At 64.3% G+C, this 25,033-nt stretch carries 23 protein-coding genes; 3 read left to right on the top strand and 20 right to left on the bottom strand.

The features are described 5' to 3' along the window. A complete protein-coding gene (locus tag IE125_RS00965; RefSeq protein WP_189442723.1) occupies positions 1–750 on the bottom strand; it encodes an electron transfer flavoprotein subunit beta/FixA family protein in 750 nt (249 codons plus the stop codon). Between the two features lie 389 nt (positions 751–1,139). On the opposite strand from IE125_RS00965, the gene IE125_RS00960 reads away from it, so the two are divergent. Next, positions 1,140–2,789: an electron transfer flavoprotein-ubiquinone oxidoreductase gene (locus IE125_RS00960; RefSeq protein WP_189443164.1), complete on the top strand. Its 1,650-nt coding sequence runs from the start codon at positions 1,140–1,142 to the stop codon at positions 2,787–2,789. Positions 2,790–2,890: 101 nt separating this feature from the next. On the opposite strand, the gene IE125_RS00955 is transcribed toward IE125_RS00960, so the two are convergent. The 16 genes from IE125_RS00955 to IE125_RS00880 form a co-directional block, all read right to left on the bottom strand. After that, the gene (locus tag IE125_RS00955) at positions 2,891–3,712 is read right to left on the bottom strand and encodes a sulfurtransferase (RefSeq protein ID WP_189442722.1); all 822 of its coding nucleotides are present in this window, start codon (positions 3,710–3,712) and stop codon (positions 2,891–2,893) included. 52 nt (positions 3,713–3,764) lie between these two features. After that, entirely contained in the window at positions 3,765–5,936 is a 2,172-nt protein-coding gene (locus IE125_RS00950) for an ATP-dependent helicase (protein ID WP_229808894.1), read from the bottom strand. A gap of 89 nt (positions 5,937–6,025) precedes the next feature. Then, complete coding sequence (locus IE125_RS00945; protein ID WP_189442720.1) at positions 6,026–6,553, bottom strand: DUF1285 domain-containing protein; 528 nt, start codon at positions 6,551–6,553, stop codon at positions 6,026–6,028. Positions 6,554–6,574: 21 nt separating this feature from the next. After that, on the bottom strand, positions 6,575–7,381 hold the full coding sequence (locus IE125_RS00940) for a TatD family hydrolase (RefSeq protein WP_189442719.1): 807 nt from the start codon (positions 7,379–7,381) through the stop codon (positions 6,575–6,577). Positions 7,382–7,460: 79 nt separating this feature from the next. Beyond that, entirely contained in the window at positions 7,461–7,796 is a 336-nt protein-coding gene (locus tag IE125_RS00935) for a PilZ domain-containing protein (protein ID WP_189442718.1), read from the bottom strand. Between the two features lie 69 nt (positions 7,797–7,865). After that, the gene (locus IE125_RS00930; RefSeq protein ID WP_189442717.1) at positions 7,866–8,849 is read right to left on the bottom strand and encodes a DNA polymerase III subunit delta'; all 984 of its coding nucleotides are present in this window, start codon (positions 8,847–8,849) and stop codon (positions 7,866–7,868) included. Next, positions 8,840–9,496 (bottom strand): dTMP kinase, encoded by a 657-nt coding sequence (tmk, locus tag IE125_RS00925; RefSeq protein WP_189442716.1) that lies wholly within the window; start codon positions 9,494–9,496, stop codon positions 8,840–8,842. Before tmk ends, IE125_RS00930 begins: the two co-directional genes overlap by 10 nt. Positions 9,497–9,551: 55 nt before the next feature. Beyond that, the gene (gene mltG / locus IE125_RS00920; RefSeq protein WP_189442715.1) at positions 9,552–10,577 is read right to left on the bottom strand and encodes an endolytic transglycosylase MltG; all 1,026 of its coding nucleotides are present in this window, start codon (positions 10,575–10,577) and stop codon (positions 9,552–9,554) included. A gap of 83 nt (positions 10,578–10,660) precedes the next feature. Then, positions 10,661–11,485 (bottom strand): aminodeoxychorismate lyase, encoded by an 825-nt coding sequence (gene pabC, locus IE125_RS00915; RefSeq protein ID WP_189442714.1) that lies wholly within the window; start codon positions 11,483–11,485, stop codon positions 10,661–10,663. Between the two features lie 6 nt (positions 11,486–11,491). Next, positions 11,492–12,730, bottom strand: a complete 1,239-nt coding sequence (gene fabF, locus IE125_RS00910; RefSeq protein WP_189442713.1) for a beta-ketoacyl-ACP synthase II — start codon at positions 12,728–12,730, stop codon at positions 11,492–11,494. Between the two features lie 287 nt (positions 12,731–13,017). Next, positions 13,018–13,251, bottom strand: coding sequence for an acyl carrier protein (gene acpP / locus IE125_RS00905; protein WP_071233058.1), 234 nt, complete (start codon positions 13,249–13,251; stop codon positions 13,018–13,020). A 96-nt stretch (positions 13,252–13,347) separates the two neighbouring features. Next, complete coding sequence (fabG, locus tag IE125_RS00900) at positions 13,348–14,088, bottom strand: 3-oxoacyl-ACP reductase FabG (protein WP_189442712.1); 741 nt, start codon at positions 14,086–14,088, stop codon at positions 13,348–13,350. Positions 14,089–14,102: 14 nt separating this feature from the next. Beyond that, positions 14,103–15,065: an ACP S-malonyltransferase gene (fabD, locus tag IE125_RS00895; RefSeq protein ID WP_189442711.1), complete on the bottom strand. Its 963-nt coding sequence runs from the start codon at positions 15,063–15,065 to the stop codon at positions 14,103–14,105. Positions 15,066–15,070: 5 nt separating this feature from the next. After that, complete coding sequence (gene plsX / locus IE125_RS00890) at positions 15,071–16,189, bottom strand: phosphate acyltransferase PlsX (RefSeq protein ID WP_189442710.1); 1,119 nt, start codon at positions 16,187–16,189, stop codon at positions 15,071–15,073. Positions 16,190–16,215: 26 nt separating this feature from the next. Continuing rightward, positions 16,216–16,386 carry a 50S ribosomal protein L32 gene (rpmF, locus tag IE125_RS00885; protein WP_189442709.1) on the bottom strand — a complete coding sequence of 57 codons (171 nt, stop codon included), beginning with the start codon at positions 16,384–16,386 and terminating at the stop codon, positions 16,216–16,218. Between the two features lie 45 nt (positions 16,387–16,431). Next, positions 16,432–16,959 (bottom strand): YceD family protein, encoded by a 528-nt coding sequence (locus IE125_RS00880; RefSeq protein WP_189442708.1) that lies wholly within the window; start codon positions 16,957–16,959, stop codon positions 16,432–16,434. Positions 16,960–17,146: 187 nt separating this feature from the next. Between IE125_RS00880 and IE125_RS00875 the strand changes: the two genes are divergently transcribed. After that, positions 17,147–17,743, top strand: coding sequence for a Maf family protein (locus IE125_RS00875; protein WP_189442707.1), 597 nt, complete (start codon positions 17,147–17,149; stop codon positions 17,741–17,743). 84 nt (positions 17,744–17,827) lie between these two features. Here the strand turns inward: IE125_RS00875 and sppA are convergent, their stop codons facing one another. The 3 genes from sppA to IE125_RS00860 form a co-directional block, all read right to left on the bottom strand. Further along, on the bottom strand, positions 17,828–18,865 hold the full coding sequence (gene sppA, locus IE125_RS00870; protein WP_189442706.1) for a signal peptide peptidase SppA: 1,038 nt from the start codon (positions 18,863–18,865) through the stop codon (positions 17,828–17,830). After that, the gene (locus IE125_RS00865) at positions 18,820–19,524 is read right to left on the bottom strand and encodes an HAD family hydrolase (RefSeq protein ID WP_268249087.1); all 705 of its coding nucleotides are present in this window, start codon (positions 19,522–19,524) and stop codon (positions 18,820–18,822) included. The genes sppA and IE125_RS00865 overlap by 46 nt, the downstream gene beginning before the upstream one ends. A 127-nt stretch (positions 19,525–19,651) precedes the next feature. Next, a complete protein-coding gene (locus IE125_RS00860; RefSeq protein ID WP_189442705.1) occupies positions 19,652–20,599 on the bottom strand; it encodes an RluA family pseudouridine synthase in 948 nt (315 codons plus the stop codon). Positions 20,600–21,373: 774 nt separating this feature from the next. Between IE125_RS00860 and rne the strand changes: the two genes are divergently transcribed. Beyond that, positions 21,374–24,916 (top strand): ribonuclease E, encoded by a 3,543-nt coding sequence (gene rne / locus IE125_RS00855; RefSeq protein WP_189442704.1) that lies wholly within the window; start codon positions 21,374–21,376, stop codon positions 24,914–24,916. The last annotated feature ends 117 nt before the right edge of the window (positions 24,917–25,033 follow it).

Genomic DNA, 25,033 nt, shown 5'->3' with positions numbered 1-25,033 from the left:
TCAAAGCACCTTGGCTTCATTCTTGAGTTTGTCGACCAGTTCGTCCACCGAGGCCACCTTGACGCCACCCTTGCGCTCCGCTGGCGTCTCGACCTTGAGCAGCGCCGGCGCCGCGCTGACGGTGAGACCGAGACTCTCCGGCGTGTGTGTCTCGAGCGGCTTTTTCTTGGCTTTCATGATGTCCGGCAGCTTGGCGTAACGCGGCTCGTTGAGGCGCAGATCACTGGTGACGACCGCCGGCAGCTTGAGCGCGACGGTTTGCAGCCCTCCATCGATCTCGCGGGTGACCTCGATTTCACCCGCTTCGATACCGATGGCCGAAGCGAAGGTCCCCTGAGGCAGCCCCGCCAGCGCCGCCAGCATCTGCCCCGTCTGATTGTTGTCGGTGTCGATCGCCTGCTTACCGAGAATGACCAGGTCCGGCTTTTCCTGATCGACCACGCCCTTGAGCAACTTCGCCACACCCAACGACTCGACTCGCTCGTCGGTCTCGACGTGGATGGCACGGTCGGCGCCCAGGGCCAGTGCGGTACGCAGCTGCTCCTGCGCGGCTTTTGGACCCACCGTCACGGCAACGACTTCCGTGGCGATGCCTTTCTCCTTCAGGCGCACTGCCTCTTCGACGGCAATCTCGCAGAACGGGTTCATCGCCATCTTGACGTTGGTAAGGTCTACGTCGGAGTGATCCGGCTTGACGCGGATCTTGACGTTGTAATCGATGACGCGTTTGACCGCGACGAGTACTTTCATGAGTGTCCTCGCAGACTGATGACAGACCGACTCGACGGTCGAGAAACCGTGACCGCCGGTCGCAGAATGACCGCCGCCGTCACAGGACGGAACCGTCCTGCCAACCGTCTTCACGGCAGAAGAGCGGCCCTGGAATCGACTTCCGCACCGACGCCCCACATGGGTGCATGGCGGGACACCGCCGAGCGAAAAATGCGATGATAGCGCATCATGGCGCTGCCGCCGAAGCGCGCCTTCGCATAAGGAAAGCGCCCAACGGCATAACACCGCGCCTCAACCTGACATTAAGCTATAAGGAAGCGACGATTCAACGTCGTTCGTTCGAGGCCATGCGCGGTCGATGAGCCGCTGCAACGCTAGCTAGGAGATACAGTTTGGAACGTGATTCGATGGAGTTCGACGTCGTCATCGTGGGCGCCGGTCCCAGCGGGTTGTCTGCCGCCTGCCGATTGATGCAGCAGGCCAATGCCGCCGAGCAGGAGATCACGGTCTGCGTGGTGGAAAAAGGCTCGGAAGTGGGCGCGCACATCCTGTCCGGCGCCGTGCTCGAGCCGCGCGCGCTGGATGAACTGTTTCCGGACTGGGCCGAGCGCGGCGCACCGGTGACGACGCCGGTCACGGCCGATGAGCTCTACCTGCTCAAGGATGCCGAGAAAGCGCAGAAAATCCCTGGGGCTCTGGTGCCCAAGTCGATGCACAACCTTGGCCTCGGCGCCGACAATTACGTCATCAGCGCCGGCAATCTCTGCCGCTGGCTCGGTGAACAGGCCGAAGCGCTGGGCGTCGAAATATTCCCCGGCTTCGCCGCTCAGGAAGCGATCGTCGATGACGGGGGCGTCGTGCGCGGCATCATCACCGGCGACATGGGTGTTGCCGCCGACGGCAGTGAAACCGCCAATTATATGCCGGGCATGGAGCTGCGGGCGAAGTACACGCTCTTCTGCGAAGGCGCGCGCGGCCATATCGGTAAGCAGCTGATCGAGCGCTTTGGCCTCGACGCCGGTCGTGATCCGCAGCACTACGCGATCGGTTTCAAGGAGCTGTGGGACATTCCCGCCGACAAGCACGAACCGGGCCGCGTCATGCACGGTTCGGGGTGGCCGCTCGATCAGGCCGGTGGCGGGGGCTGGTTTCTCTACCACGCCGAGAACCAGCAGGTCGTCGTCGGGCTGATCGTCGATCTCGCCTACCGCAATCCTTATCTGTCGCCGTTTGACGAGTTCCAGCGCATGAAGCATCACCCGCTGCTGGCAGCCCACCTCGAGGGGGGCACGCGCGTGGCCTACGGCGCTCGCGCAATCACCAAGGGCGGCGCCAACTGCCTGCCGAAGATGACCATGCCCGGCGCGCTGCTGCTCGGCTGCGATGCCGGCACGCTCAACTTTGCCAAGATCAAGGGTATCCACACCGCGATGAAATCGGGCCTGCTGGCGGCCGAGAGCGTCTTCGAGGCGCTTGTCCGCAGCAACGAGGACGGCAACGAGGGCGGCCAGGATCTGACCGGCTTCGAGGCGGCATGGAAGGCGAGCTGGGCGTGGCAGGAGCTGGATCGGAACCGCAGTTTCGGGCCCGCGCTGCACAAATATGGCTCGCTCAAGGGCGGCGCCTACAACTTTCTCGATCAGTGGATCGGCGGCAAGTTACCGACCCTGCATGATACGACACCAGACTATCAGCTCAAACGCGCGAGCGACGCCCAGCCGATCGAGTATCCCAAACCGGACGGCAGGCTTTCGTTCGACAAGCCCTCGTCGGTGTTCCTGTCGAACACCAACCACGACGAGAACCAGCCCTGTCATCTCAAGCTGAGCGACCCGTCGATTCCGATCGACAGGAACCTGCCCGAATACGCCGAGCCCGCGCAGCGCTACTGCCCGGTCGGCGTCTACGAAGTGGTCGAAGAAGGCGGCGAGCCTCAATTCCGGATCAACTTCCAGAACTGCATTCACTGCAAGACGTGCGATATCAAGGACCCGGCACAGAACATCACCTGGGTCGCGCCGGAGGGCGGCGGCGGGCCGAACTATCCCAACATGTAAACTCGAAGCTGCTATCTACCGCGCGCCGAGACCGGCGCGGTCGAAGCTCGAAAGCCAATCGCCCCCGGCAAGCGCCTGGGGCGATTTCTTGTGGTCGCCGCTTACTGACCGGTCGCGACCGGCCGCGCCGGATCGCGAATCCAATCGCTCCAGGAACCGACATAGAGCCGGGGTCGCGGCAAGCCGGCGACGGCGTAGGCCAATATCTCGTGGCAGGCCGACACGCCGGAGCCGCAGTAGGCGGTCACCTCATTAGCCTGAGGGAGCGCCTGAGCGAGTTCGACCGCCGGCTTGAAACGCCCGTCGGCCTGCAGATTGGCGCCGGTGGGACGACAAACGGCACCAGGGATATGACCGGCGACGGGGTCGATCGGCTCCTCTTCGCCGCCAAACCGCGCCTCGCCGCGGGCGTCGACTCGCAGCGAGGCACTCGCCAAAAGATCGGCTGCTGTCAGCCACTGGCTATTGTCAAAGCGCGGTTCCCAATCGCTGCCTGCCGGCGTCGCGGGCACGCTCGATGTCAACGGGCCGGCTAGCGCCTGCCATGCCGGCAGCCCGCCATCGAGCACCCGGACATCCGGATGGCCGGCCCAGCAGCCGATCATCCACCAGGCACGTGCCGCCGCGAGTTGACCGCCGCGATCGTCGTAGACGACCACGCCGCGTTCGGGCGAGATGTCCAGTCGCCTGAGTGTCGCCGTGAACGCGTGCGGCGAAGGCAACGGATGCCGACCGCCCTCACCGGGTGTTGCGGCGAGGTCACGATCCATATCCAGGTGATGACTGCCCGGGATATGCCCCGCCTGCCATAAGGCAAGCCCCGCGTTGCGGTCATCGAGTCGCGCGCGACAGTCGAGCACGATCGGCGGCTGGGGTTGCGCCAGCGCCGCTTTCAAACCTTCAGGATCGATCAGTGGCGACATACTTCACCTCCTGGTTGGTCGTTGTGTCGGATGCGCGACGAGCAGACCCTGTTCATGCCAACCGCTCCAGCGGCGCGCGCGTGGCGATGAGCCGCCGACGGCCGGCGCCGTCGAAGCGTACCTCGATCACCGGATTGGCGGGATCACCTTCGACCACGACGATCTCGCCGGTACCGAAATTGGCGTGGCGCAAACGATCGCCGACCCGCCATGCGCTATCCATCGCCGGCGCGGGCGAGATGGAATCGACGGTCAGCGGCAGCTGCCGCCCGACCGCGGCCAGGTAGCGCTCGACGATCCGCGGATCACGAACCGCGACCGAAGCCGAATCGTCGCGCGCCAGCGCACCGGCGATACGATCGCACTCCTCCACCGAGGTCTCGGCGATGAAGCGGCTGGGGCGGTGGTCACCGCCATCCTGTATCAGCAGTAGCCGCTCTCGGGCACGCGTGATCGCAACGTAGTAGAGCCGGCGCTCTTCCTCCAGGCGCTCTGGAGACAGGGGATTTTCACGGCTGAAGTGCGGAAAGTCCTCTTCATTCAATCCCCAGACGATCACCAGTGGCCACTCCAGCCCCTTGGCGCCATGAACGGTGCTGATGAGCACGCCATCCGGGCGGTTCTCGACCGGATTACGCAGAAGCTCGATGAACCCCTCGGGATCATTGGCCAGTTCGCCGGCCTGCTCGATCAGCACATCGAGCAGCCTGACATCCTCGTCGCCTTTCTCGCGCCGGGCCGCCGAGCGCCTCAAGACCTTCTCGGCGTCGATCGCATCGACCACGTGTTCGAGCAGTTTCGCCGGCGACCAGGCTGCCAGCGAAGGCAGTTCGCAGAGCAGCTGCCAGCGCTTCTTGAGATTGCGCCGCTGCACCGGCTTCAGCCCCTGCAGAACGACGCTATCCTTGCCCGGCCAGGTTTGCGTTCGCGCCAGGGTCTCGACCAGCTGCTTCAGTCGTTCCTGGGCGACGAAGGTCGTGGGCTGCGAAAACAGCAACAGCAGATGCGCCGGGTCCTGAAGCCTTCGAGGCTCGCGCGCCAGCTGGAGGTAGCCCGCCAGCGCCTGAACCAGCGGCAGGCGAAAGACGAATCGCTCCTCCTGAGCCAGCCGAAACGGGATTCCCGCACGCAGCAACTGCAGCTGGACCGATACCGACAGCGACCAGCTGCGCACCAGCACGCAGGCGTCACCGGTCTCCCTGCCGGCGTCTCGCCAGCGCTCCAGTGCCGCCAGCAGTGCGGCGGCACCGGTTCCCGAGCCGAGACGGGTAACCGGGTTCTGCGGTGCCGCGAGACACAGCTGATCCCGCCGCGCCCGATTGCCACGAATGGCATAATTGGCCGCCAGCGCCAGGCCATGGCCGTGGCGAAACGTGACGGATAGCGGATAGTCGCTGGCCTGGCCGAAAAGGCCCTCGAATCGCGCCAGCATGGCGTCCGGCCGAGCGCCTCGCCATTCATAGATGCACTGGTTGGCGTCTCCCACCGCCATGACGCGCGCCTGACTGCCGGCCAGCATTTTCAGCAGCCGCAGCTGCGCCTCGTTGATGTCCTGGTATTCGTCGACGATGACATGACTGAGAAAGCCCTGTACCCGCTGGCAGGCTTCGGGATTCGCCTCGAGACAGCGCAGCGGGCGGCACAGCAGGTCGGCGTAGGTCATGCTGCCGGACGCCTCGAGCATCGTCTCGACGATACCGAAGGCGTCGACGAAGTGGCGCTCGCTACCGGCGTACTCCAGCCGCTCGAACAGCGCCGCCGGTGACGTCATTTCCGCCTTGACCAGATCACAGAATTGACCGAAGGCCTCGATGCGCTCCGACTCCAGCGCGCTTTCCCGCGTTTCGCTATCACCCGCCTCGAGGGCTTGCATGATCGCCTGTCGCAGCAGCCGCTCGCGCTGCCAGTCCGCCTGCAGCAGCTGGCGCGGCGCGAGAAAGCCCCAGCGCGTGAGGCTCTGGGTGAGCCGATGGCCGATGGAGTGGAAAGTGCGTACGTCGGGGAGCTGACGCGCCGGCGGCGCCAGCGACTGGAGCTTGGCACGAAAGTCGTCACGCGCGGCGCGATTGAACATCAGTACCAGCAAGCGCTTGGGATGCTCGCCACTCTCGAGCAGATGCAGCACGCGTCGGACGAGCGTGGTCGTCTTGCCCGCGCCGGCAACCGCCGCCACCCGCGCGTGCCCGCCCTGATGCTCGACGACGGCAAGCTGCTCCGGGGTCAAGCCGTCGCAAGTCGCCTGAACAGGGTGATCCGTGGGCGCTGCATCGGCGTTCGACGGCTGGCCGCCGTGAGAGAGCGACTCGAAACCACTCACGCGTCGTACAACCTGCCGAGCACGTGCCATACCCCAGCGCTCCAGAGCCCCAGCTCGCCCTCTTCCTCCGTCGCCGCGTCGATCAGACGGTAGAAGAGATTGCGATGCAGCCTGGCTTCGAGGCCATGTCGAACCGGCACAACGGGTAGCCAGTTGCCCTCCGGCGTGGGGGCGAGCGTCATACGGTGTTCGGCATCCAGCAAGAACCGATCACCGTCGGCGGTGGCAAGCTGCCAGCCTTCACCGGTCCAGTCGGCGTCGATCACCATGAGCGGCCGATCTTCGACGGCGATTCTCAGCTTCTCGCCAGGCGTCACCAGATAGTAATCACCGTCAGCCTCGCGACGCATCACGCGACTCAGGAGGCCGACGAGCCGCGGCCGCGTTATCGCGGTGCCTTCGTGTATCCACTCACCGTTGGCGGCGATCACGAGGTCCATCTCGCCACAGATCGCCGGGTGCCAGCGCTCGAGTGGCGGGAGCGTCTGCGCGTCGAGCTGTTGAAACAGCGCATCCAGAGTCATCGATGCTTCCACACCTTACCGTCAGACGAAGGGATTGGCAGTCTGCGCCTCGGGCGCACAGCCGGGGAACAGACGATAGAAGTTGGCCCGGGTCTGCATGGCGACTTCGTCGACGGTAATCCCTCGCTCGGCGGCGATGCACTCCGCGACTTCGACGACCCACTGTGGCTCGTTGCTGCGACCACGATGCGGCACGGGCGCCAGAAAGGGGCTATCTGTCTCGATCAGCATGCGGTCCAGCGGCACCTGCCGAGCCACGTCTCGCAATGTCGATGCGCTGGCGAAGGTGACGATACCGGAAAACGAGATCATCAACCCCAGGCGAACGGCTTCTCGCGCCATCTCCAGATCTTCCGTGAAACAGTGAAGCACGCCGCCGACGGCGGGGTCGAGGTGCTCCCTGATCAGCGAAAGCGTCTCCTCACGAGCCTCACGGGTGTGGATGATGACCGGCAAAGCGAGCTCTCGGGCCGCCTGCATATGCGCGATGAAGCGCGCACGTTGGATCTCACGGGGGATGCCGTCATAGTGAAAATCGAGGCCGGTTTCGCCGATGGCGACGGCACCGAATCGCTCGGCGGCATCCCGGATCGCCGCCCTGTCCGGCTCGGCGTCGGCTTCTTGCAGCGGGTGTACGCCTACGCTCAAGTCGACATCGGCATGCGCACGCGCGATTGCCGCCACATCCGGCGCGCTTTCCAGCGACGTGGCGATCGCCAGAAACCGCTGGACACCGCGCGCTCTCGCCGCATCGAGCGCTCGCCCAAGGCTACCGTCATGGGGCGTGAGGTCGAGACGATCGAGATGGCAGTGGGAATCGACGAACATGGAAATTTCGCTATCTCTGATGGGTTGTCCAGGCGTGAGCGCCCGGGGATACTTTGCAGCGCAGCTCGGCTACACATGATCATAGGGTGTGGCTAGGCGTGCCCCGTGCCGGTGGTCGACCCCCCAGACGCGCCTCGATACGCTCGCGAAGCCGCCGATCATCGGCACCGAAATGCACACCAATTCCGGCGGTACGGTGGCTGGCGCCCGGCGGCGTGATCCAGACGACCTCGCCGTCTACCGGCACCCGCTCTTCCTCGCCAGGCAGCGCCACGAGCAGGTAGACCTGCTGACCCATCGCGTACGTCTGTTCGGTCGGCACGAACAGACCGCCATGCTCGAGCCAGGACATGTAGGCGCTGCGCAGCGTCTCGTCGTCCCGAATCGTCAGAGAGAGCGCTTTCTGGGGGCTCATCGTCCATCACCTCGTGCTGAATGGGCATTGGCGGTCGGCGAATACCATGCCGCTTTCCGAAGCCGTCTTCTAGGACCGCAACAGCGCCGACCAGCGCACCAGCCACGCTTCCATGACCAGCTGCGGATTGGGGTTGCCGCCCGATGCCAGCAGACGACGCTGCTCACGGGCGTAGTCGAGCAGCCGGAACCAGTCGCGCACGCGAGCATTCTTGACCGCCTGACGATAGAGCGGCAGCAGATCGCTGTTGCGCACCCGCGCCGCATCGCCGGAGAGCCCGAGCCGAATCAGATCCTCGAGCCAGGCGATGCCATACCATAGCACGCGGTCCAGGGCCTGAGCATCGAGCCTCGCGGCCTCGCCGACGGGCTCACCGCCGCGCACCAGCGAGTCGAAAAGCTCGCGCAGATCCTGGCGCAGGGCTCGCGCGTCGGCGCCGGCGAGCTCTTCGGCCAGCAGCGGCAGGCCACCGGCCACGCGTAGCCAGAAGCGTGCCTCGTCACCGTCATGCAGTTGCTCACCCAGCCACGACTGGGCGCGAGCGCCATCCGGTATTGGCAGATTCCAGTGCTGGCAGCGTGACCGGATGGTCGGCAACAGCCGTGATGGAATATCCGCGACCAGCACGAAGAGCGTGCGCTCGCCCGGCTCCTCGAGACTCTTCAGCAGCGCGTTGGACGCGGCCACGTTCATGGTCTCGGCGGGCTCGATGCGGATCACGCGGTAGCCACCCTGCTGCGCGGTCTGCGAAACGAATCCATTGACCTGGCGGATCGCGTCGATGCGGATCTGCCGGGACTTCTCTGCCGGCGACACGCTGAGCAGGTCGGGATGATAGCCGGCGGCCAGCATGCGACAGCTGTGGCACTCTCCGCAGGCAGTGTCACCCGGCTGACGGCAGAGCGTGCGCGCCACCAGCGCATCCGCCAGTGGCTGCTTGCCGATACCGCGAGGCCCGGAGATCAAGAGCGCGTCCGGCAGTCGACCACGATCCTGCAGTTCCGTCAGCTGCCGCCACTGCGACTGCTGCCACGGCAGTGGTTTCACGACCATGCAGCCAACCTCTGCGCTAGGCAGGCGCCGATATCGCGCTGCACGGCGTCCAGCGCGGGCGCGGCATCGATGACCGCGATACGCGGGCACACCGCTGCCCGCGCCAGATAAGCCTCGCGCACCGATTCGAAAAAGCTGGCGCGTTCTCGCTCGAACCGATCGAGCCTGGCGCCGCGACTCGTGACTCTATCCCTCGCCAGCTCCACCGGCAGATCCAGCAGTAGCGTCAGGTCCGGCTGCAGCTGCTGCTGCACCAGCGTCTCGAGCGTGGCGATGTGCGCGACATCGAGCCCGCGCCCGCCGCCCTGATAGGCGAACGTCGCATCGGTGAAGCGGTCGCACACGACCCAGGCGCCCCGAGCGAGCGCCGGCCGGATTTTCGCGGCGAGGTGCTGCGCCCTGGCGGCAAAGACCAGCAGCAGTTCAGCATCTTCGCTCCAGGCTTCATAACGATCGGGATCGAGCAGCAGTTCGCGAATCGCTTCCGCGCCGGGCGTTCCGCCCGGCTCTCTCGTGCGGACCACCTCGATGCCGCGGGCCTCGAGCCAGTCGCAGACGAACGCGACATTGGTGGTCTTGCCCACGCCTTCGCCGCCTTCCAGCGTGATGAATCGCCCCGGAAGCGGCGCCTGTTTCCCTTGCTTCATGCGATGTGATCTCGTCGGTGACTGCGCGCACTCAGGCATCCGGTGCGTCTTGAGTTCAGGAGTCCGGGCGTGCGTCAGCATTCCGGTCGAGGATGTAACGCCTGACGGCGGCGTTGTGCTCCGATAGCGTGCGCGAGAATTGATGCGAGCCGTCACCCTTGGCGACGAAATAGAGCGCATCGCCGGCCGCGGGATGCACCGCCGCTTCCAGCGAACCTCTGCCCGGCATCGCGATCGGCGTCGGCGGCAACCCCGGAATGACGTAGGTATTGTAAGCGTTCTGGCGCTGCAGGTCGGCCTTGCTGATATTGCCGATATAGCTGTCGCCCATGCCGTAGATCACGGTCGGATCGGTCTGCAGACGCATGCCGCGCTCCAGCCTGCGCGCAAACACGCCGGCGATTTCGCCTCGCTCGGCCGGTACACCGGTTTCCCGCTCGATCAACGACGCAAGAATCAGCGCTTTATAGGGCGTGTCGATCGGCAGATCATCGTCGCGTTCGGCCCAGACCGCTTCGAGCGTCTTCTGCATCCGGTCGTAGGCACGCGAAAGGATTTCGAGGTCGGTTACGCCTTTATGGTAGCGGTAGGTATCGGGAAAAAACTCGCCCTCGGGGAAGGTATCGCCGTGTCCGAGCGCCTGCATGATCTCGCTGTCGCTCATCGCTTCGGTGCGGTGAGAGAGCTTCGGCGCGCGATCGAGTACCTGGCGCATCTGCTTGAAGGTCCAGCCCTCGGGAATGGTGACGCGGTAGGTCACCACATCGTCGCTGGCGAGCTTGGCGATCAGTTCGCGTCCGCTCATGCCCGGCTCGAGCTCGAACTCGCCGGCGCGCAGCCCCTGCATGGTAGCGGGCTCCACTTTCGCCAGCACCCGATAGGGCCAGGCCGACTCGATCACCCCCTGCTCGGCAAGCTCCCGCATGACCGGCAGAAAAGCCGCCCCGCGCGGCACCTCGTATACCGTGGGCTTCTCGAGCGCGATCGGCCCGTCGAGCTGGGCTTGCCAGTACCGATACCCCGCAAACGCCGCCGCCGCGGCAATCAGCAGAAGCACTGCCAGAATCTTGATGACACGCATGCTGAATCCTTGATCAACGGTCTGTGCTCAGCGCTTGCCGATCCATCGACCGTCGTGAAATGAGAAAGCCAATCGCACCGGGGTCACTTCGCAACGAGATCACGGAGATCTTCACTGCCGGGATACCCTAGCAGCGAGTGAGCGGCGGATTGCAGCGAGTCCTGCCGCTCGAGCGACCAGTCCTTAAGCCGTGTACCCTCAGCGCTGACCAGTCGGCGCAAGGGCCAGACTCCCTGGACGCTATTGAGCACCCAGGCAGCATCGGCCTCCCGCAGGGCGAGATCGCTGGCCTGGACCCGATGAATCGGCAGCCGCTCGCCTAGCGCCTCGAGCAGCGTGCCGGCCACCCCGCAGCGATCCAGCCGCGGCGTCTCCAGCACACCGGCTCGACGCCAGATCAGGTTCATGGCCGTCGCCTCGACCAGATTGCCGTCCCCATCGCAGAGGATACCCTCGGCGATATTCTCGTCCTGCCACTCCTGGCGTGCGAGCACGTTCTCCAGCCGAGCGAGGTGCTTGATACCGGCGAGCCGCGGCTGCCAGCTCAGACGCAGCTGACACAGGCGGACGACGACGCCGTGCCGCCAGCGCTCGGGCTGCGGCGCGAACGGCGCCACCGACCAGCGCCAGCGTGGCTCGGCAACGCCAGGAGGACGGTAGCCTCGCCCGCCGCTGCCCCGGGTCACGACCAGCTTGAGCACCGTGAGCCCCGGACCGCAGCGCGCCGGGAGAGCCTGAAGGGACGCGGGATCGGGCAGCTCGAAGCCGAGCCGCTCCGCCCCGCGTTCCAGGCGTTCCAGATGCGCCCGCCACAGCAGCGCCTGCCCGTCGCGGACCAGCACGGTCTCGAACAGGCCATCGCCGTAGGCGAATCCGCGATCATCCAGCGGCAGCGGCTCGTCCAGCATTGCTGACTACACCTTGGCGAAGATCAGCGAACCGTTGGTACCGCCGAAACCGAACGAGTTGGAGAGCGTGGTGCGGATCGGCATCTCACGCGCGGTGTTCGGCACATAATCCAGCGTGCAGCCGTCGCCGGGATTGTCGAGATTGATCGTTGGCGGCGCGACCTGATCGCGAATCGCCAGCACGCAGAAGATCGCCTCAACCGCCCCGGCGGCGCCCAGCAAATGCCCGATCATCGACTTGGTCGAGCTGACCGCAACCTGCTTCGCGCCGTCGCCCATCACCTTCTCTACCGCGCGACTCTCGGCGACATCGCCAGCCGCCGTGGACGTCCCGTGAGCATTGATGTAATCGATGGAAGCCGGATCGATACCAGCATCGCGAATTGCATTGGCCATCGAGGCAGCCGCACCGCTGCCGTCTTCCGGCGGAGACGTCATGTGGAAGGCGTCATCACTCATGCCGAAGCCGGTCAGCTCGGCGTAGATGGTCGCCCCACGGCGCTTGGCGTGCTCGTACTCCTCGAGCACCATCACGCCGGCGCCGTCGGAGAGCACGAAACCATCCCGATCCCGGTCCCAGGGCCGGCTGGCCGCCTGCGGGTCGTCGTTACGAGTCGAGAGAGCGCGCGCGGAGGAGAATCCTCCCAGGCCCAGCGGCGTCGTCGCCATCTCGGCGCCGCCGCAGAACATGACGTCGGCGTCGCCATAGGCAATGGTTCGCGCGCTGTAACCGATGTTATGGGTCCCGGTCGTGCACGCCGTGGTAATGGCAATGTTCGGTCCCTTGAAGCCGTACTGGATCGCCAGGCTGCCCGAGATCATGTTGATGATGGAGCCGGGGACGAAAAACGGCGAGATTCGCCGTGGCCCACCTTTGTTGAGTGCGTCATGATTACGCTCGATCATCGGCAGACCACCAATGCCCGAGCCGATCGCCACGCCAATGCGGTGTGCATTCTCCTCCGTGCATTCAAGCCCGGAGTTGCGCAGCGCCTGGCTGGCAGCCGCAACACCATATTGAATGAACAGGTCCATCTTGCGGGCATCTTTCGGATTGAGATATTCGCCGATATCGAAATCCTTCACCGCCCCGCCGAACCGGGTATTGAAACCGGTCGTGTCGAAGCTCTCGATCGGCGCGATCCCGCTCTTGCCCGCGAGGACGCTTTTCCAGCTCTCCTCGACCGTATTGCCGACAGGGGTCACCAGCCCCAACCCGGTCACCACCACTCTTCTGCGTGGCATCGAATCTCCTCCGAACTTCCTGATGGCCGACCCGGCAGCACCGACACTGATCGGCAAGCGGCGTCTTCAAGCGATGCGCTTGCCGGGTTCCAGCGTCGATCTGCACCGGGCTCGGCCGGACTGGCGCGGATTATACCTGAACTCGGCCGGCGATGGGCCATGCCCCGGGACTCGATGCCAACAGTCGCGCCCCCAAAACGCAGAAAGCCGCTCTCATCGAGAGCGGCTTTCGAACATCGGCGTTTCAGCCAGCAGCGTGACACCCCGTCAGACGGGGCGACGCCACCTTACTGATGCGCGACGATGTAGTCGATCGCTTCCTGAACGGTCGTGATCTTTTCAGCTTCTTCGTCGGGAATTTCGGTGTCGAATTCCTCTTCGAGCGCCATCACCAGTTCGACGGTATCCAGCGAATCCGCGCCGAGGTCTTCAGTGAAGGAGGAGGAGTTCTGGATGTCTTCTTCCTTGACGTTCAGGCGTTCGGCAACAACCTTCTTCACGCGCTCTTCGATGGTGCTCATTATGTCGTTACTCCTAGTGGTACGAATCCGCCAGCTCAAAAGCTGCGGGTAGTTTATAGACCGCCCCCAGACGACGCAACCCGCGCCGCAGGAGGATTACCGCATGTTCATGCCGCCATTAACCTGTAGCGTTTCGCCGGTAATATAACCGGCTGCATCGCTGGTAAGAAAGCCGATGGCCGCCGCGATTTCTTCCGGCTGACCGAGTCGAGCCAGCGGAATCTGCCCCAGAAGCGCCTCACGCTGCGCCTCCGGTAAAGATTGCGTCATATCGGTATCGATGAACCCCGGCGCTACCGCATTCACGGTAATCGCCCGCGATGCCACCTCTCTTGCCAGGGCGCGGGTAAAACCCTCCATCCCGGCTTTGGCAGCAGCATAGTTGGCCTGCCCCATATTCCCCATCATCGCGACGACGGAGCTGACATTGACGATACGGCCGAAACGCGCCCGAGTCATGCCCTTCAGGCTGGCCTTGGAAACACGATAAACCGACTTCAGGTTGGTATCGAGCACCGCATCCCACTCATCTTCCTTCATGCGCATGAGCAGATTGTCGCGCGTGATGCCGGCATTGTTGACCAGGATCGTCGGCGCTTCGAAAGTCTCGGTGATGCGCTTGAACAGTGCATCTACACTCGCCTGATCCGTCACATCCAGTGCCAGTCCGAGCCCTTCGATGCCATGCGCCTCGAGATCCTCGTGGATACTGGCCGCACCGCCTTCGCTGGTTGCCGTTGCCACGACGATGCGCCCCTGACGGCCCAGTTCACGAGCCACTGCCCGGCCGATGCCACGGCTGGCGCCGGTCACCAGCGCCACTCTGCGTTCGGTCATGTTGTCATCCCTTCTCAAGGTTCCAGAACGTCCAGCGCATCTCGCGCCAGCTCCAGCGCGGAAGACAGGGTCTCCGGATCGTTGACCGCCAGCCCTTTGGCCTGGCGTTGAATGCGTTTGCTCAGACCGGTCAGCACCTTGCCGGGACCGCACTCGATGAACACCCCGGCGCCATCCTCGAACATGGCGTTGACACAGTCGGTCCAGCGCACCGGGCGATAGAGCTGCTCCACCAGACGCTGACGCAGCTGCTCCGGCGTCTCTGCCACCTGTGCATCGACGTTCTGATAGACCGCGTAGCGCGGCAGCTTGATATCCATCTCGGCCATCGCCGATTCGACACGCACTGCGGCAGGCTGCATCAGTTCGCAGTGGGAAGGCACCGATACCGGCAGCGGCAGCGCACGCTTGGCGCCGGCTTCCTGACACAGGGCAATTGCGCGATCGACCGCAGCCTGATGCCCGGCAATCACTACCTGCCCTGGCGAATTGTAGTTGACGGCAGCCACGACCTCGGTCTGGGCAGCATCCCGGCAGGCGGACTCCACAGCCGCATCATCGAGACCCAGGATCGCGGCCATCGCGCCGACACCCGCCGGCACCGCCGCCTGCATCGCTTCGCCGCGGAGCCGCACCAGACGCACCCCTTCGGCGAAGCTCATCGCACCGGCGCAGACCAGCGCGCTGTACTCGCCAAGACTATGGCCGGCCATCATGCCTGGGCGAGGGCCTTCGAGCTCCTGCCAGACGCGCCAGATCGCGACGCTGGAAGTCAGCAGCGCTGGCTGCGTGCAAGCGGTTGCATTGAGCTTCTCTTCGGGACCTTCCTGAACGACGTGCCAGAGGTCATAGCCCAGCGCCTCGGACGCTTCATCGAAGGTGGTCCGTACCACGCTGTAGCGTTCGGCCAGTTCCCGCAGCATGCCAATCTGCTGTGATCCTTGACCCGGAAAAACCAGTGCCAGTGATTGCGTCATCGCGCTCACCCTTGAAGTGATGAATCGTCGGTTCCCGTCACATCACGAGACCCGCTATCCACTCGACCGTTCGATCCGGCCGACGAGATAGCAGGCTCCACGGCATTCTGAAGCCACGCCGCGCGCAGGTGGTCGGGCAACCCGACCTCGACTTCTCGAACGGCGCGCTCGATGGCAAATGCGAACGCACGCTCGCTGGCATTGCCATGGCTCTTGACGACGATCCGGTTCAACCCGAGCAGGCTCGCGCCGTTGTGTCTGACCGGATCGAGCTGAGCCTTGAAGCGCATCAGCGCCGGTCTCGCCAGCGCGCTGACCAGGCGGGTCGACCAGTGGGACTCGAACATCTCCTGCAGCCGCTCGAGCAGCATCTGCGCGACACCTTCACTCGCCTTGAGCACGGCATTGCCCACGAACCCGTCGCAGACCACGACATCGGCACGTCCGGAGAAGATCGCATCCCCTTCCAGATAGCCGACATAATCGAACTCGAGAGACTCGCGCGAACGCAGCGATTCGTCGGCTTCGCGCACCCGAACGACGCCCTTGCCAGCTTCCACACCCATGTTCAGCAGCGCCACGCGCGGGCGCTCGGCGCCGTCGACCACTTTCGCCATGAGCGCACCCATATCGACGAAATCGACCAGGTGCCGAGCATGCGCCTCGACGCTTGCCCCCAGATCGAGCAGATAGCAACGACCGCCGTCTCGCGTGGGCACCGCCGTACTGATCGCCGGTCGCGAAATGCCGGGCACCGTGCCAAGTTCGCGTCTCGCAAGCGCCATCAGCGCACCGGTATTGCCGCAGGTAACACCGGCTTCGGCATGCCCGTCACGAACGGCAGCGAGCATCGCCAGCAGGCTGGTACCATCGGGATCGTCCAGCACCTTCATGGGAGAGGCACTCTGCAGCACCGATCGCGGCGCATCGATCAACTCGAGACGCCCGAAGACATCCTTCAGGCCGTGGGCAGACGCCTGTTCTGCCACGACGGACTGAATATCGTCGCGCGGTCCGAAGACAAGGAGATGTAGCTGAGGATGACGAGCGAGGGCCAGACACAGCCCCCCGATAGTAGCGCGGGGACCTAAGTCCCCGCCCATGGCATCAATGGCGATGCGCATCGCTCGATCTGACGTCGAAGGTCTTGTCAGACGTCGACGACCTTGCGGCCACGGTAATAGCCGTCCGGCGCGACATGGTGACGACGATGCGTCGTGCCGGTTTCCTGATCTTGGGACAGCGCCGGCGAGCTCAGTGCGTCGTGGGCACGGCGCATACCGCGCTTGGAACGGGTCTTACGGTTTTGTTGAACGGCCATGATATGACTCCAACGTCAGTGTCTGTCGAATTCCGTCTTGCGGATTCAGAGTTTTCCCTTCAACGACTTGAGCACGTCGAAGGGGTTGTCGGGGCGGGCCTGCGTGTCAACGGAGGCATCACCGCTACTCAATTGCTCACGGGAAACGGCACAATCCGCTTCGTCGTGATAGACCACCTGGGGCAGGCTGAGGATCAACTCGTCCTCGATCGCCCCGAGCAGGTTCAACTGTTCATTGTCGACCAGCACCGGCTCGTAATCGCTCGGCACGTCGGCAGCCCGCGCATCATCGCTGACGATGGCCAGCCGGAACTGACTGGAAACCGCCACGGGCATGGGCTGCAGACAGCGTCGACAAGGCATGCTGAGATCGGCGCGCAACTCACCATCGATCAGATGACGGCGCTGCGCATCGATATCGAACTGCAGCATGACTTCTACCTGCCCACGCTGCGCGCCGATCTCTTCCTGCAGACGCGCCAATTTCTCGAGGTCAACAACCCCCTCGAGACGTTCATGATTGGCGGCCAGCCGGTAAGGCTCAACGGTCGCGGGAAGTCGTCTGGTCAACATAGGCGCGCCATCATAGGGATTCGACACGAGTCTGTCAAAGCCGTCGAGAGACGCTATGCTGTGGCTGACGATGGTGCTCGGCGATGATCTGCAGGATGCCAAGCGCCCACCGCACCGGTGATCGCAACTCGCGACTAGTCACACGCTCACGCACCCACCACTCACCCCATCTGCTCAAGGAAGATCCATGCCACGTCTGGTCCTCGCTTCGAGTTCCCGCTACCGTCGCCAACTGCTCGATCGGCTCGAGATTCCCTACGCCTGGTCGGCGCCAGATATCGACGAATCACGGCGCGAAGGCGAGGACGCCGTCACGCTCGCCCACCGCCTTGCGCTCTCCAAAGCGCAAGCGGTCGCCGAGGAGTATCCGGAGCACCTGATCATCGGTTCGGATCAACTGGCGCTGTTTGAAGACGACATTCTGGGCAAGCCGGGAGATTTCGCCACGGCCTGCGCCAACCTGGCGCGCTTTTCGGGCAAGCGGGTTCGCTTCATGACCGGCCTGGCGCTGATCGACACGGCAGCCGGGCGCCATCGTGTCGTGCACGATACCTATGACGTGCTGTTTCGAAACCTGTCGAGCTCAGAAATCGAGAGCTACGTCTCTCGCGACGAGCCCTACGACAGTTCGGGCAGTTTTCGCATGGAAGGGCTCGGGATCGCCCTGTTCGAGCGCTTCGAGGGCAGCGACCCCAATACACTGATCGGCATGCCGCTGATCAAGCTATGCGAGCTGCTGCGAGAGGCCGGCGTCGATCCATTGACCAAGACCGGCAGCCAGTAAGCCGCCGCTGCCACGCCCGCCCCGCCAACCGGCAACAGCGACTTGTCGTGATTCAGGACGCGGCAAGTCGCCTGACGCGATCACTCAAGGCAGCTGGTAACGCAGAGGCGAAACGGGATCGCTCAGACCTAGCCAGTGTGCCGCCGTGCTGGTGAGCTTCTGGGACAGGGCCGACCAGGGATCGAGCGACGGCGTGTAGTCTTTCAGCCGAACCTCACCGAGGCGCTGGCGAGAGAGCTGTTCCAGGTTGGCGATATCATCGACGAGCCCCAGCGCCCTGGCCTGCTCGCCGGTCCAGACCAGTCCGGAAAAGAGCGCGGGATCATCGCTCAGGCGATCACCCCGGCCGGCTTTGACGGCATCGATGAACTGTCGATGCGTCGTGTCCAGCACCGACTGCCAGAACGCCTGCTGCGAAGGCGTCATATCGGAAAACGGATCCATGAAGGCCTTGTTGTCGCCGGCGGTGAATACGCGACGCTCCACGCCCACCTTGTCGATCGCCTTCTCGAGACCGAAACCCGCACTAATGACGCCGATCGACCCGACCAGGCTGGCCGGAGAGGCGTAGATCTGGTTCGCCGCCGATGCCATGTAGTAGGCGCCACTCGCGCCGATATCCTCGATCACCGCGAGGATCGGCTTGTCTCCATGGGACTCAAGGTAGCGAATCTCGTCGTAGACTCGCTGCGATTGGACCGGACTGCCGCCAGGGCTATTGATGTGCAGCACGACCGCTTCGGCATCCGGGTCCTCCCACGCCTGCTGCAACCCGTCGATGATGCGCTCGGCGCTGGCCTGGCTCTTGGCATCGATCGGCCCATTCACTTCCACCACGCCAAGATGCGGCTGGGAGTCCGCCAGGTCAGGCACCTGCGTGAAATAGAGCGTCAACGCACTCAACGCGAGCCCGGCCAGCACGATCATCGCCAGCAGTAGCCGGAAGAAGATCTTCCAGCGGCGTGAGCGCCGCTGCTCCTGCAGCACCCCGCCAATCCAGCGATCCAGCATGCGAATCTCGGCGAGGCGGGCCGTGTCGGGGTCGCCTGCCACTGGTTCGGAGGCCTCGCCCGAGCTCACCTCGGGGCCTTCGGTCCAGCGATCGTGTCGGTCATCGCGCATTGCGGGCTCCTCGCTCTCTCGGCTGCCATCAGCCAGTCCACCACATCGGGAAACGTATCGGCGATCAGGCTCGGCTGCGATGCCATCAAGCGTTCGCGAGCATGAACGCCGTAGGTAACGGCAACCCGGTCCATGCCGATGACTCTCGCCATCTCCAGGTCGTATTCGGTGTCGCCGATCATGACCGCATCAGCCGCTGCCACGCCACTCTCGGCCAGCAGCTCTTCGAGCATTTGCGGGTGCGGCTTGGAACGCGTCATGTCGGCGGTGCGACTGTGGTCGAACCACCGACCGCAGTCGACATGCGCGAAGGCGCGATCCAGCCCCCGGCGACTCTTGCCGGTAGCGACCGCCAGCCGGCAGCCCCCGGTTTGTCGAAGACGCTCGATCCCGGCCTCGACCCCTAGGAAGAAAGGCGTCGGACGGGAATCTGCCTGACGGAACAACTCACCGTAACGCGACTGCAACGACTGGCGATCGCTGAGCGAGCGCTCGGGATAGAGTGCGGCCAGCGCCTCCGGCAGCCCAAGACCGATGATATCGCGAATGGCCGCGTCGCCGAGCACGCGCCATTTTAGATCACGCGCCGCAGCCTGCATGGCCGCCACGATCCGCGGCGCCGAATCCATCAGCGTCCCGTCCCAATCGAAGATCACCAGCTGATAGCGACATCGCTCGTCGGAGAGGGACTCGACGGGTGCCGCCTCGGTCCGATCCGTGGCAGCCGAGTTCTCGTTCTGCACGGCGCCTGCAGACGAGGCAAGCGCGCGAGAGCCATCAGACGACTCAGCTTTCACGGCGCGCACGCTCCAGTACCGCCTCGAGCTCCTCACCCAATGGAGCCCGCACCTGAACGGGCCGGCCGCTGCGCGGATCCGGAAAGGTCAACGTCAAGGCATGCAGAAAAAGCCGCTCGAGTCCGAGCGATCGGGCCAGGCGCACGCCTTCGAGCGTCCCGTACTTGTCGTCACCTAGCAATGCGTGACCGGCATGCGCCGCATGGACACGGATCTGGTGCGTGCGCCCGGTTACGGGCTCGGCATCGATGAGCGTGACGCGCGGAAAGGTTTCGCGCACCCCAAAGCGCGTGCGCGACACCTTACCTGCGTCGTCGACGCGCACTCGGCGCTCGCCGTTCCCGGCATCGAAGCGTTCGAGCCTGGCGCTGACATAATCGCGGCGGGCCGGCCAGCGCCCCTGCACCAACGCCAGGTAGCCCTTCTCCATTCGCCGCTCGCGCATCGCCGTGTTCAACGACAGCAGCGAATCACGGTTTTTCGCCAGCAGCAGACAACCGGAGGTGTCTCGGTCCAGACGGTGGACGAGCTCCAGAAAGTCGAGGTCTTCGCGAACCTGCCGCAGCGCCTCGATCAGACCGATCTTGACGCCGCTCCCGCCATGCACCGCCAATCCGCAAGGCTTGTTGATCACCAGCCAATCCGGGCCTTCGACCAGTACACTGCCTGCGAGCAGATTGCGCAGACTCTCGCTGGCCTCCTTAACTGCGCTCTCCGGCGACAGCCGCAGCGGCGGCACGCGGACGATGTCACCGCACTGGACGCGATAGTCGGCCTTGATTCGCTTCTTGTTGACGCGAACTTCGCCTTTACGAACGATGCGGTAGATCAGCGATTTTGGAGCTCCTTTCAATCGGGTACGCAGAAAATTGTCGATCCGCTGCCCCTGCTGCGATTCGCTCACTTCAATAAACTGGACTTCCTGGCCTTCGGCCATGCTCGACTCCTCGACCGCCTGCAGTCACGCTACCATCGCGCCACCGGGCGGCTATTCTAACGCACCGTCCGCCCGGCGCGACCTCAATTGCCGCTCACGTCGCATTACTGTTATATTGCGGGTTCGCTCAATGAGAGTGTTCTCATTCTGGCGCCGACCCCTGGACATGTCGGCCAGAGCGACAAAAAGTCTCGATCTTCCAGCAAGTTAACGAAGCGCGAAGCCCACGACTGCTGAGACGATCAAAACACGTTTGGAACGCCAGGCCCCCGAAGTCGAAGCCATGACGGCAACCCCGTCCCTTCGTCTCGCGGGAAACCCACAAGTACCCGTGGAAGGCGTCGCCGAACCGAACAATGCCAAGTGACATGGACGGCAGTCTGCAGAACCGGATGCGCCACTGAAAACGCACCGTGACATGTTCTGCCACCGTTTCGTACTCGATTCATGTATGTGCAGCACCCATAAGCAGGTAATGACAGCAGAGATGTAATGGTCATGAGCAAGCACGCCACAGGGCTCGACGAGCGTCGACCTGAACTCGCCTCGCCGGCCGTACTGCGCCGGGAGACAAGCGGTTTCCGGACATTCCCTTCGAGTCCCTGACGCGGGATCTCGCACGAGTTTCACGCGAAGCTCGTTCTGGCACAGGCTGCGCTCATTGATTCTGCCGGGTGGTTTCACCTATGTGCGCGAGCACAGCACGACCGCTTGCGGTTCGTCGTCGCCAATTGCAGCACGCCTTCCATGGGCACGCTCAATCAGCGAGACCGTATGAAAAGAATGCTTATCAACGCGACCCAGCCCGAAGAGCTGCGCGTCGCACTCGTCGATGGACAGCGCCTCTACGACCTGGATATCGAATCCGGTGCCCGGGAGCAGAAGAAGGCCAATATCTATCGCGGCAAGATCACCCGCCTCGAACCCAGTCTGGAAGCCGCCTTCGTCGATTTCGGCGCCGATCGCCACGGCTTCCTGCCGCTAAAGGAAATCTCGCGCGAATACTTCTCCAAGGAGCCATCCGGGCGCCCCAACATCAAGGAGGTGCTCAAGGAAGGCCAGGAAGTGATCGTCCAGGTCGACAAGGAGGAGCGTGGAAACAAGGGCGCCGCGCTGACGACCTTCATCAGTCTGGCGGGGCGCTTTCTCGTCCTGATGCCAAACAACCCTCGTGCCGGCGGCATCTCTCGGCGCATCGAGGGTGAAGAACGCTCCCAGCTCAAGGATGCCATGGGGCAGTTGACGCTGCCCGACAAGATGGGCGTCATCGTACGCACCGCCGGGATCGGCCGTTCGCCCGAAGAACTGCAGTGGGATCTCGACTACCTCGTCCAGGTCTGGGAAGCGATCACCACCGAGGCCGTCAAGCGACCCGCGCCCTTCCTGATCTATCGCGAATCCAATGTGATCATTCGCGCGATGCGCGATTACCTGCGCCAGGACATCGGCGAGGTCCTGATCGATCTCAAGGACGTGCATGAAGAAGCGCTGAGCTTCATCCGTCAGGTCATGCCCTCCTACCAGCAGAAGATTAAGCTCTACACCGACGAAGTGCCGCTCTTCTCGCGCTTCCAGATCGAGTCCCAGATCGAGACCGCGTATCAGCGTGAGGTCAAGCTGCCCTCCGGCGGCTCGGTGGTGATCGACCATACCGAAGCTCTGGTCTCGATCGACATCAACTCCGCTCGCGCCACGCGGGGGGCAGACATCGAAGAGACCGCACTCCAGACCAACCTGGAAGCGGCCGACGAGATTGCCCGCCAGCTCCGCCTGCGCGATATCGGTGGCCTGGTGGTCATCGATTTCATCGACATGTCTCCGGCCCGCAATCAGCGCGAAGTCGAGAACCGCATGCGGGACGCGCTCAAGCTCGATCGCGCGCGCGTGCAGATCGGTCGCATCTCCCGTTTTGGCCTGATGGAAATGTCGCGCCAGCGGCTGCGGCCTTCCCTGGGCGAGACCAGCGGCGTGGTCTGCCCACGCTGCAACGGTCAGGGCACCATTCGTGACGTCCGCTCGCTGGCGCTATCGATCCTGCGTCTGATCGAAGAAGAGTCGATGAAGGAACGCAGCGCACAGATCCGCGCTATCCTGCCGGTTCCCGTCGCGACCTATCTGCTCAACGAGAAGCGCAGCGTACTGGCCGATGTCGAGCGTCGTCAGGGCGTTCGCGTCGTGCTGCTGCCCAACCCCGACATGGATACGCCGCACTACGACGTGCAGCGTCTGCGTGACGATCACGTCTTCGAGGAAGGCGACGACACCAAGTCCAGCTACGAGCTGTCGGTCGAGAGCGATGCGATCAAGGAGCCGGAGACCACGCTCGCCAAGCCGATCCAGCGCACCCAGGCCGCCGTGCAGATGGTGCAGCACAGCGCACCCGCCCCTGACTCCCTGCATCAGGAGCCCAGCGAATCGCAGCCAGCCAAGCCGGCGGCTACGCCGCAGGCGCCTTCCAATGCTGGACAGGCAGCCGCCACGCCCGCCGCACAGGCGCCCAACGGTGGGCTGATGCAGCTTTTCCGGGGGCTCTTCGGCCGGCGTCGCGCCGACGAGGAAGTGCCACAGCCGGCCCGCGATTCCGGCACAGCACAGCGCTCGCAGTCCGGCAGCCCGACCGCTCAACCGAGTCAGCGCAGCGGTGGCAACCGCGGCGATTCCCGCACGGCCTCCGCGCGCCAGGAGGGCAAGTCAGGCGACGGTAGCCGTAGCGATAACCGTGGTGAAAACGGCAATCGCAACGACGGTAGCAACCGCAACAACAACCGTCGCCGCCGCGGTGGCCAGAACGATCGACAGAGCAGTAACGACTCTCGTAGCGACGGCCGGCAGAACTCGCGTCAGGACTCTCGCAGCGATAACCGCCAGAGCTCGCGTCAGGAGCCCAGCGGTGACAACCGTCAGTCCAATCGCGGCAGCAAGGGCGACTCGCCCAAAGCCGACCTCGGTCGAGCCGATCAGACGACGAATGAGCCGCCGAAGGCCGAACGCCAAAACGGTAACGGCAAGTCCGGCGGCAAGGACAAGCGTCAGGAGACCGCTCGCTCGAATGAGGGTCGATCCGGTGACACTCGGCCCGCCGACAACCGCTCCAGTGACGACAATCGTTCCAGTGACAACAAGAGCAACGACGCTCGTAAAGATCAGGCGGAAAGCCGTCAGGATGCGGCCCCGTCGACCGAGTTCGTCGCCGACACCAAGCCCAAGCGAACGCGCAATAATCCGCGCAAGCGCTCGCGCAAGCAGGCGCTGAATCCGGCAGCCGTCGCCGAGCAGCAGCGCCTTCAGGCCGAAGCGACCGACGCTCCAGCGACCACGCCGCAGGCCGAATCGGGCGCCGCGGAGGATGCTGCCAAGGTCAAAGCGGCAGCCACGGATGCCAACGCAACCGCGACAGCGAAGGCCGAGAACGCGTCAACGCCTCCGCGTGACGCTGCCACGGCCGAAACCGCCACCGATTCGGGTGCATCGGCCACCGCGGATGCGGCGTCGAGAGCGGACGACACTGCGCCCCGCTCTGCCGATGCGGGTACCGTTGACGCCAAGCATGCTGACGCGAATACGGCAGAGAGTGGCCCGCAGGATCGGTCCGCGCCGACTGCCGATGCGGACAGCAACACAGCCGCGACCACACCGACCCAGGCTGCAACGGCGCAGCAGGAGGAATCGGCTAGCGCGACAAGCAAGGCGCAGCACACCGACGCCCCGACCCACGAGCCGGCGGCCGACGTCACGCCCGCAGCCGAGCACTCGGTAACGTCCGACAACGCGGTTTCCGACGAGGCGACCTCAGCGGCCCCGCAGGACAACGAGGCCGAATCTTTTGGGCACCGCCCTGGTGACGACGCGGTGACTTCGCGCCAGTCGGATGTCAGCGACGCGACACCGGCAATCAGCGAAGAGGGTGCAGTTGCGCCCCCGAGCTCCCGCCCTGCTGCCTCTCGTGAAGTCACATTGAGCGAGGTAACGTCTGGCAAACCGGAAGACGCCAGCGTCGACAGCGCACCCGAGCGCGAGACTAAAGCCGAGGCCGGAAAGGCTGAAGCGACGGTCCCCGACGCCGCGCAGGCCACCACCAGCAGCCCTGCGAGCGTACCCGACGAAAAACACGCCCCGCAGGACGTGACGTCGACATCCGTAGACGAGCCGGCAACGGACGCCTCGATGCAGACGAGTGCTTCGCCTGCAACGGCAGAGGTCGATGCCGACGACGGCGCTTCGGAAACCGCCGGGGGCGAGCCTACGCGCTCGACGCGTCGCCGACGCGCGCACAATGACCCGCGTGAAAAACGCCGTCGCGAGCAAGGCGAAAGCTGATCTCAAGCTCGCGCCAAGCAGAAGCGCAAAGCCCGGATTCACAAGAATCCGGGCTTTTTTGTGTTTGACCGTCGGGGAGACATTGTCTTCGCGGCGATCTGCCGGCCAGCGCCCATG

It is taken from the genome of Salinicola rhizosphaerae, assembly GCF_014652715.1.
Lineage (GTDB): Bacteria > Pseudomonadota > Gammaproteobacteria > Pseudomonadales > Halomonadaceae > Salinicola > Salinicola rhizosphaerae.
Note: the sequence above shows the minus strand (reverse complement) of the source record. Positions and strands in the feature narration are given on the sequence as shown.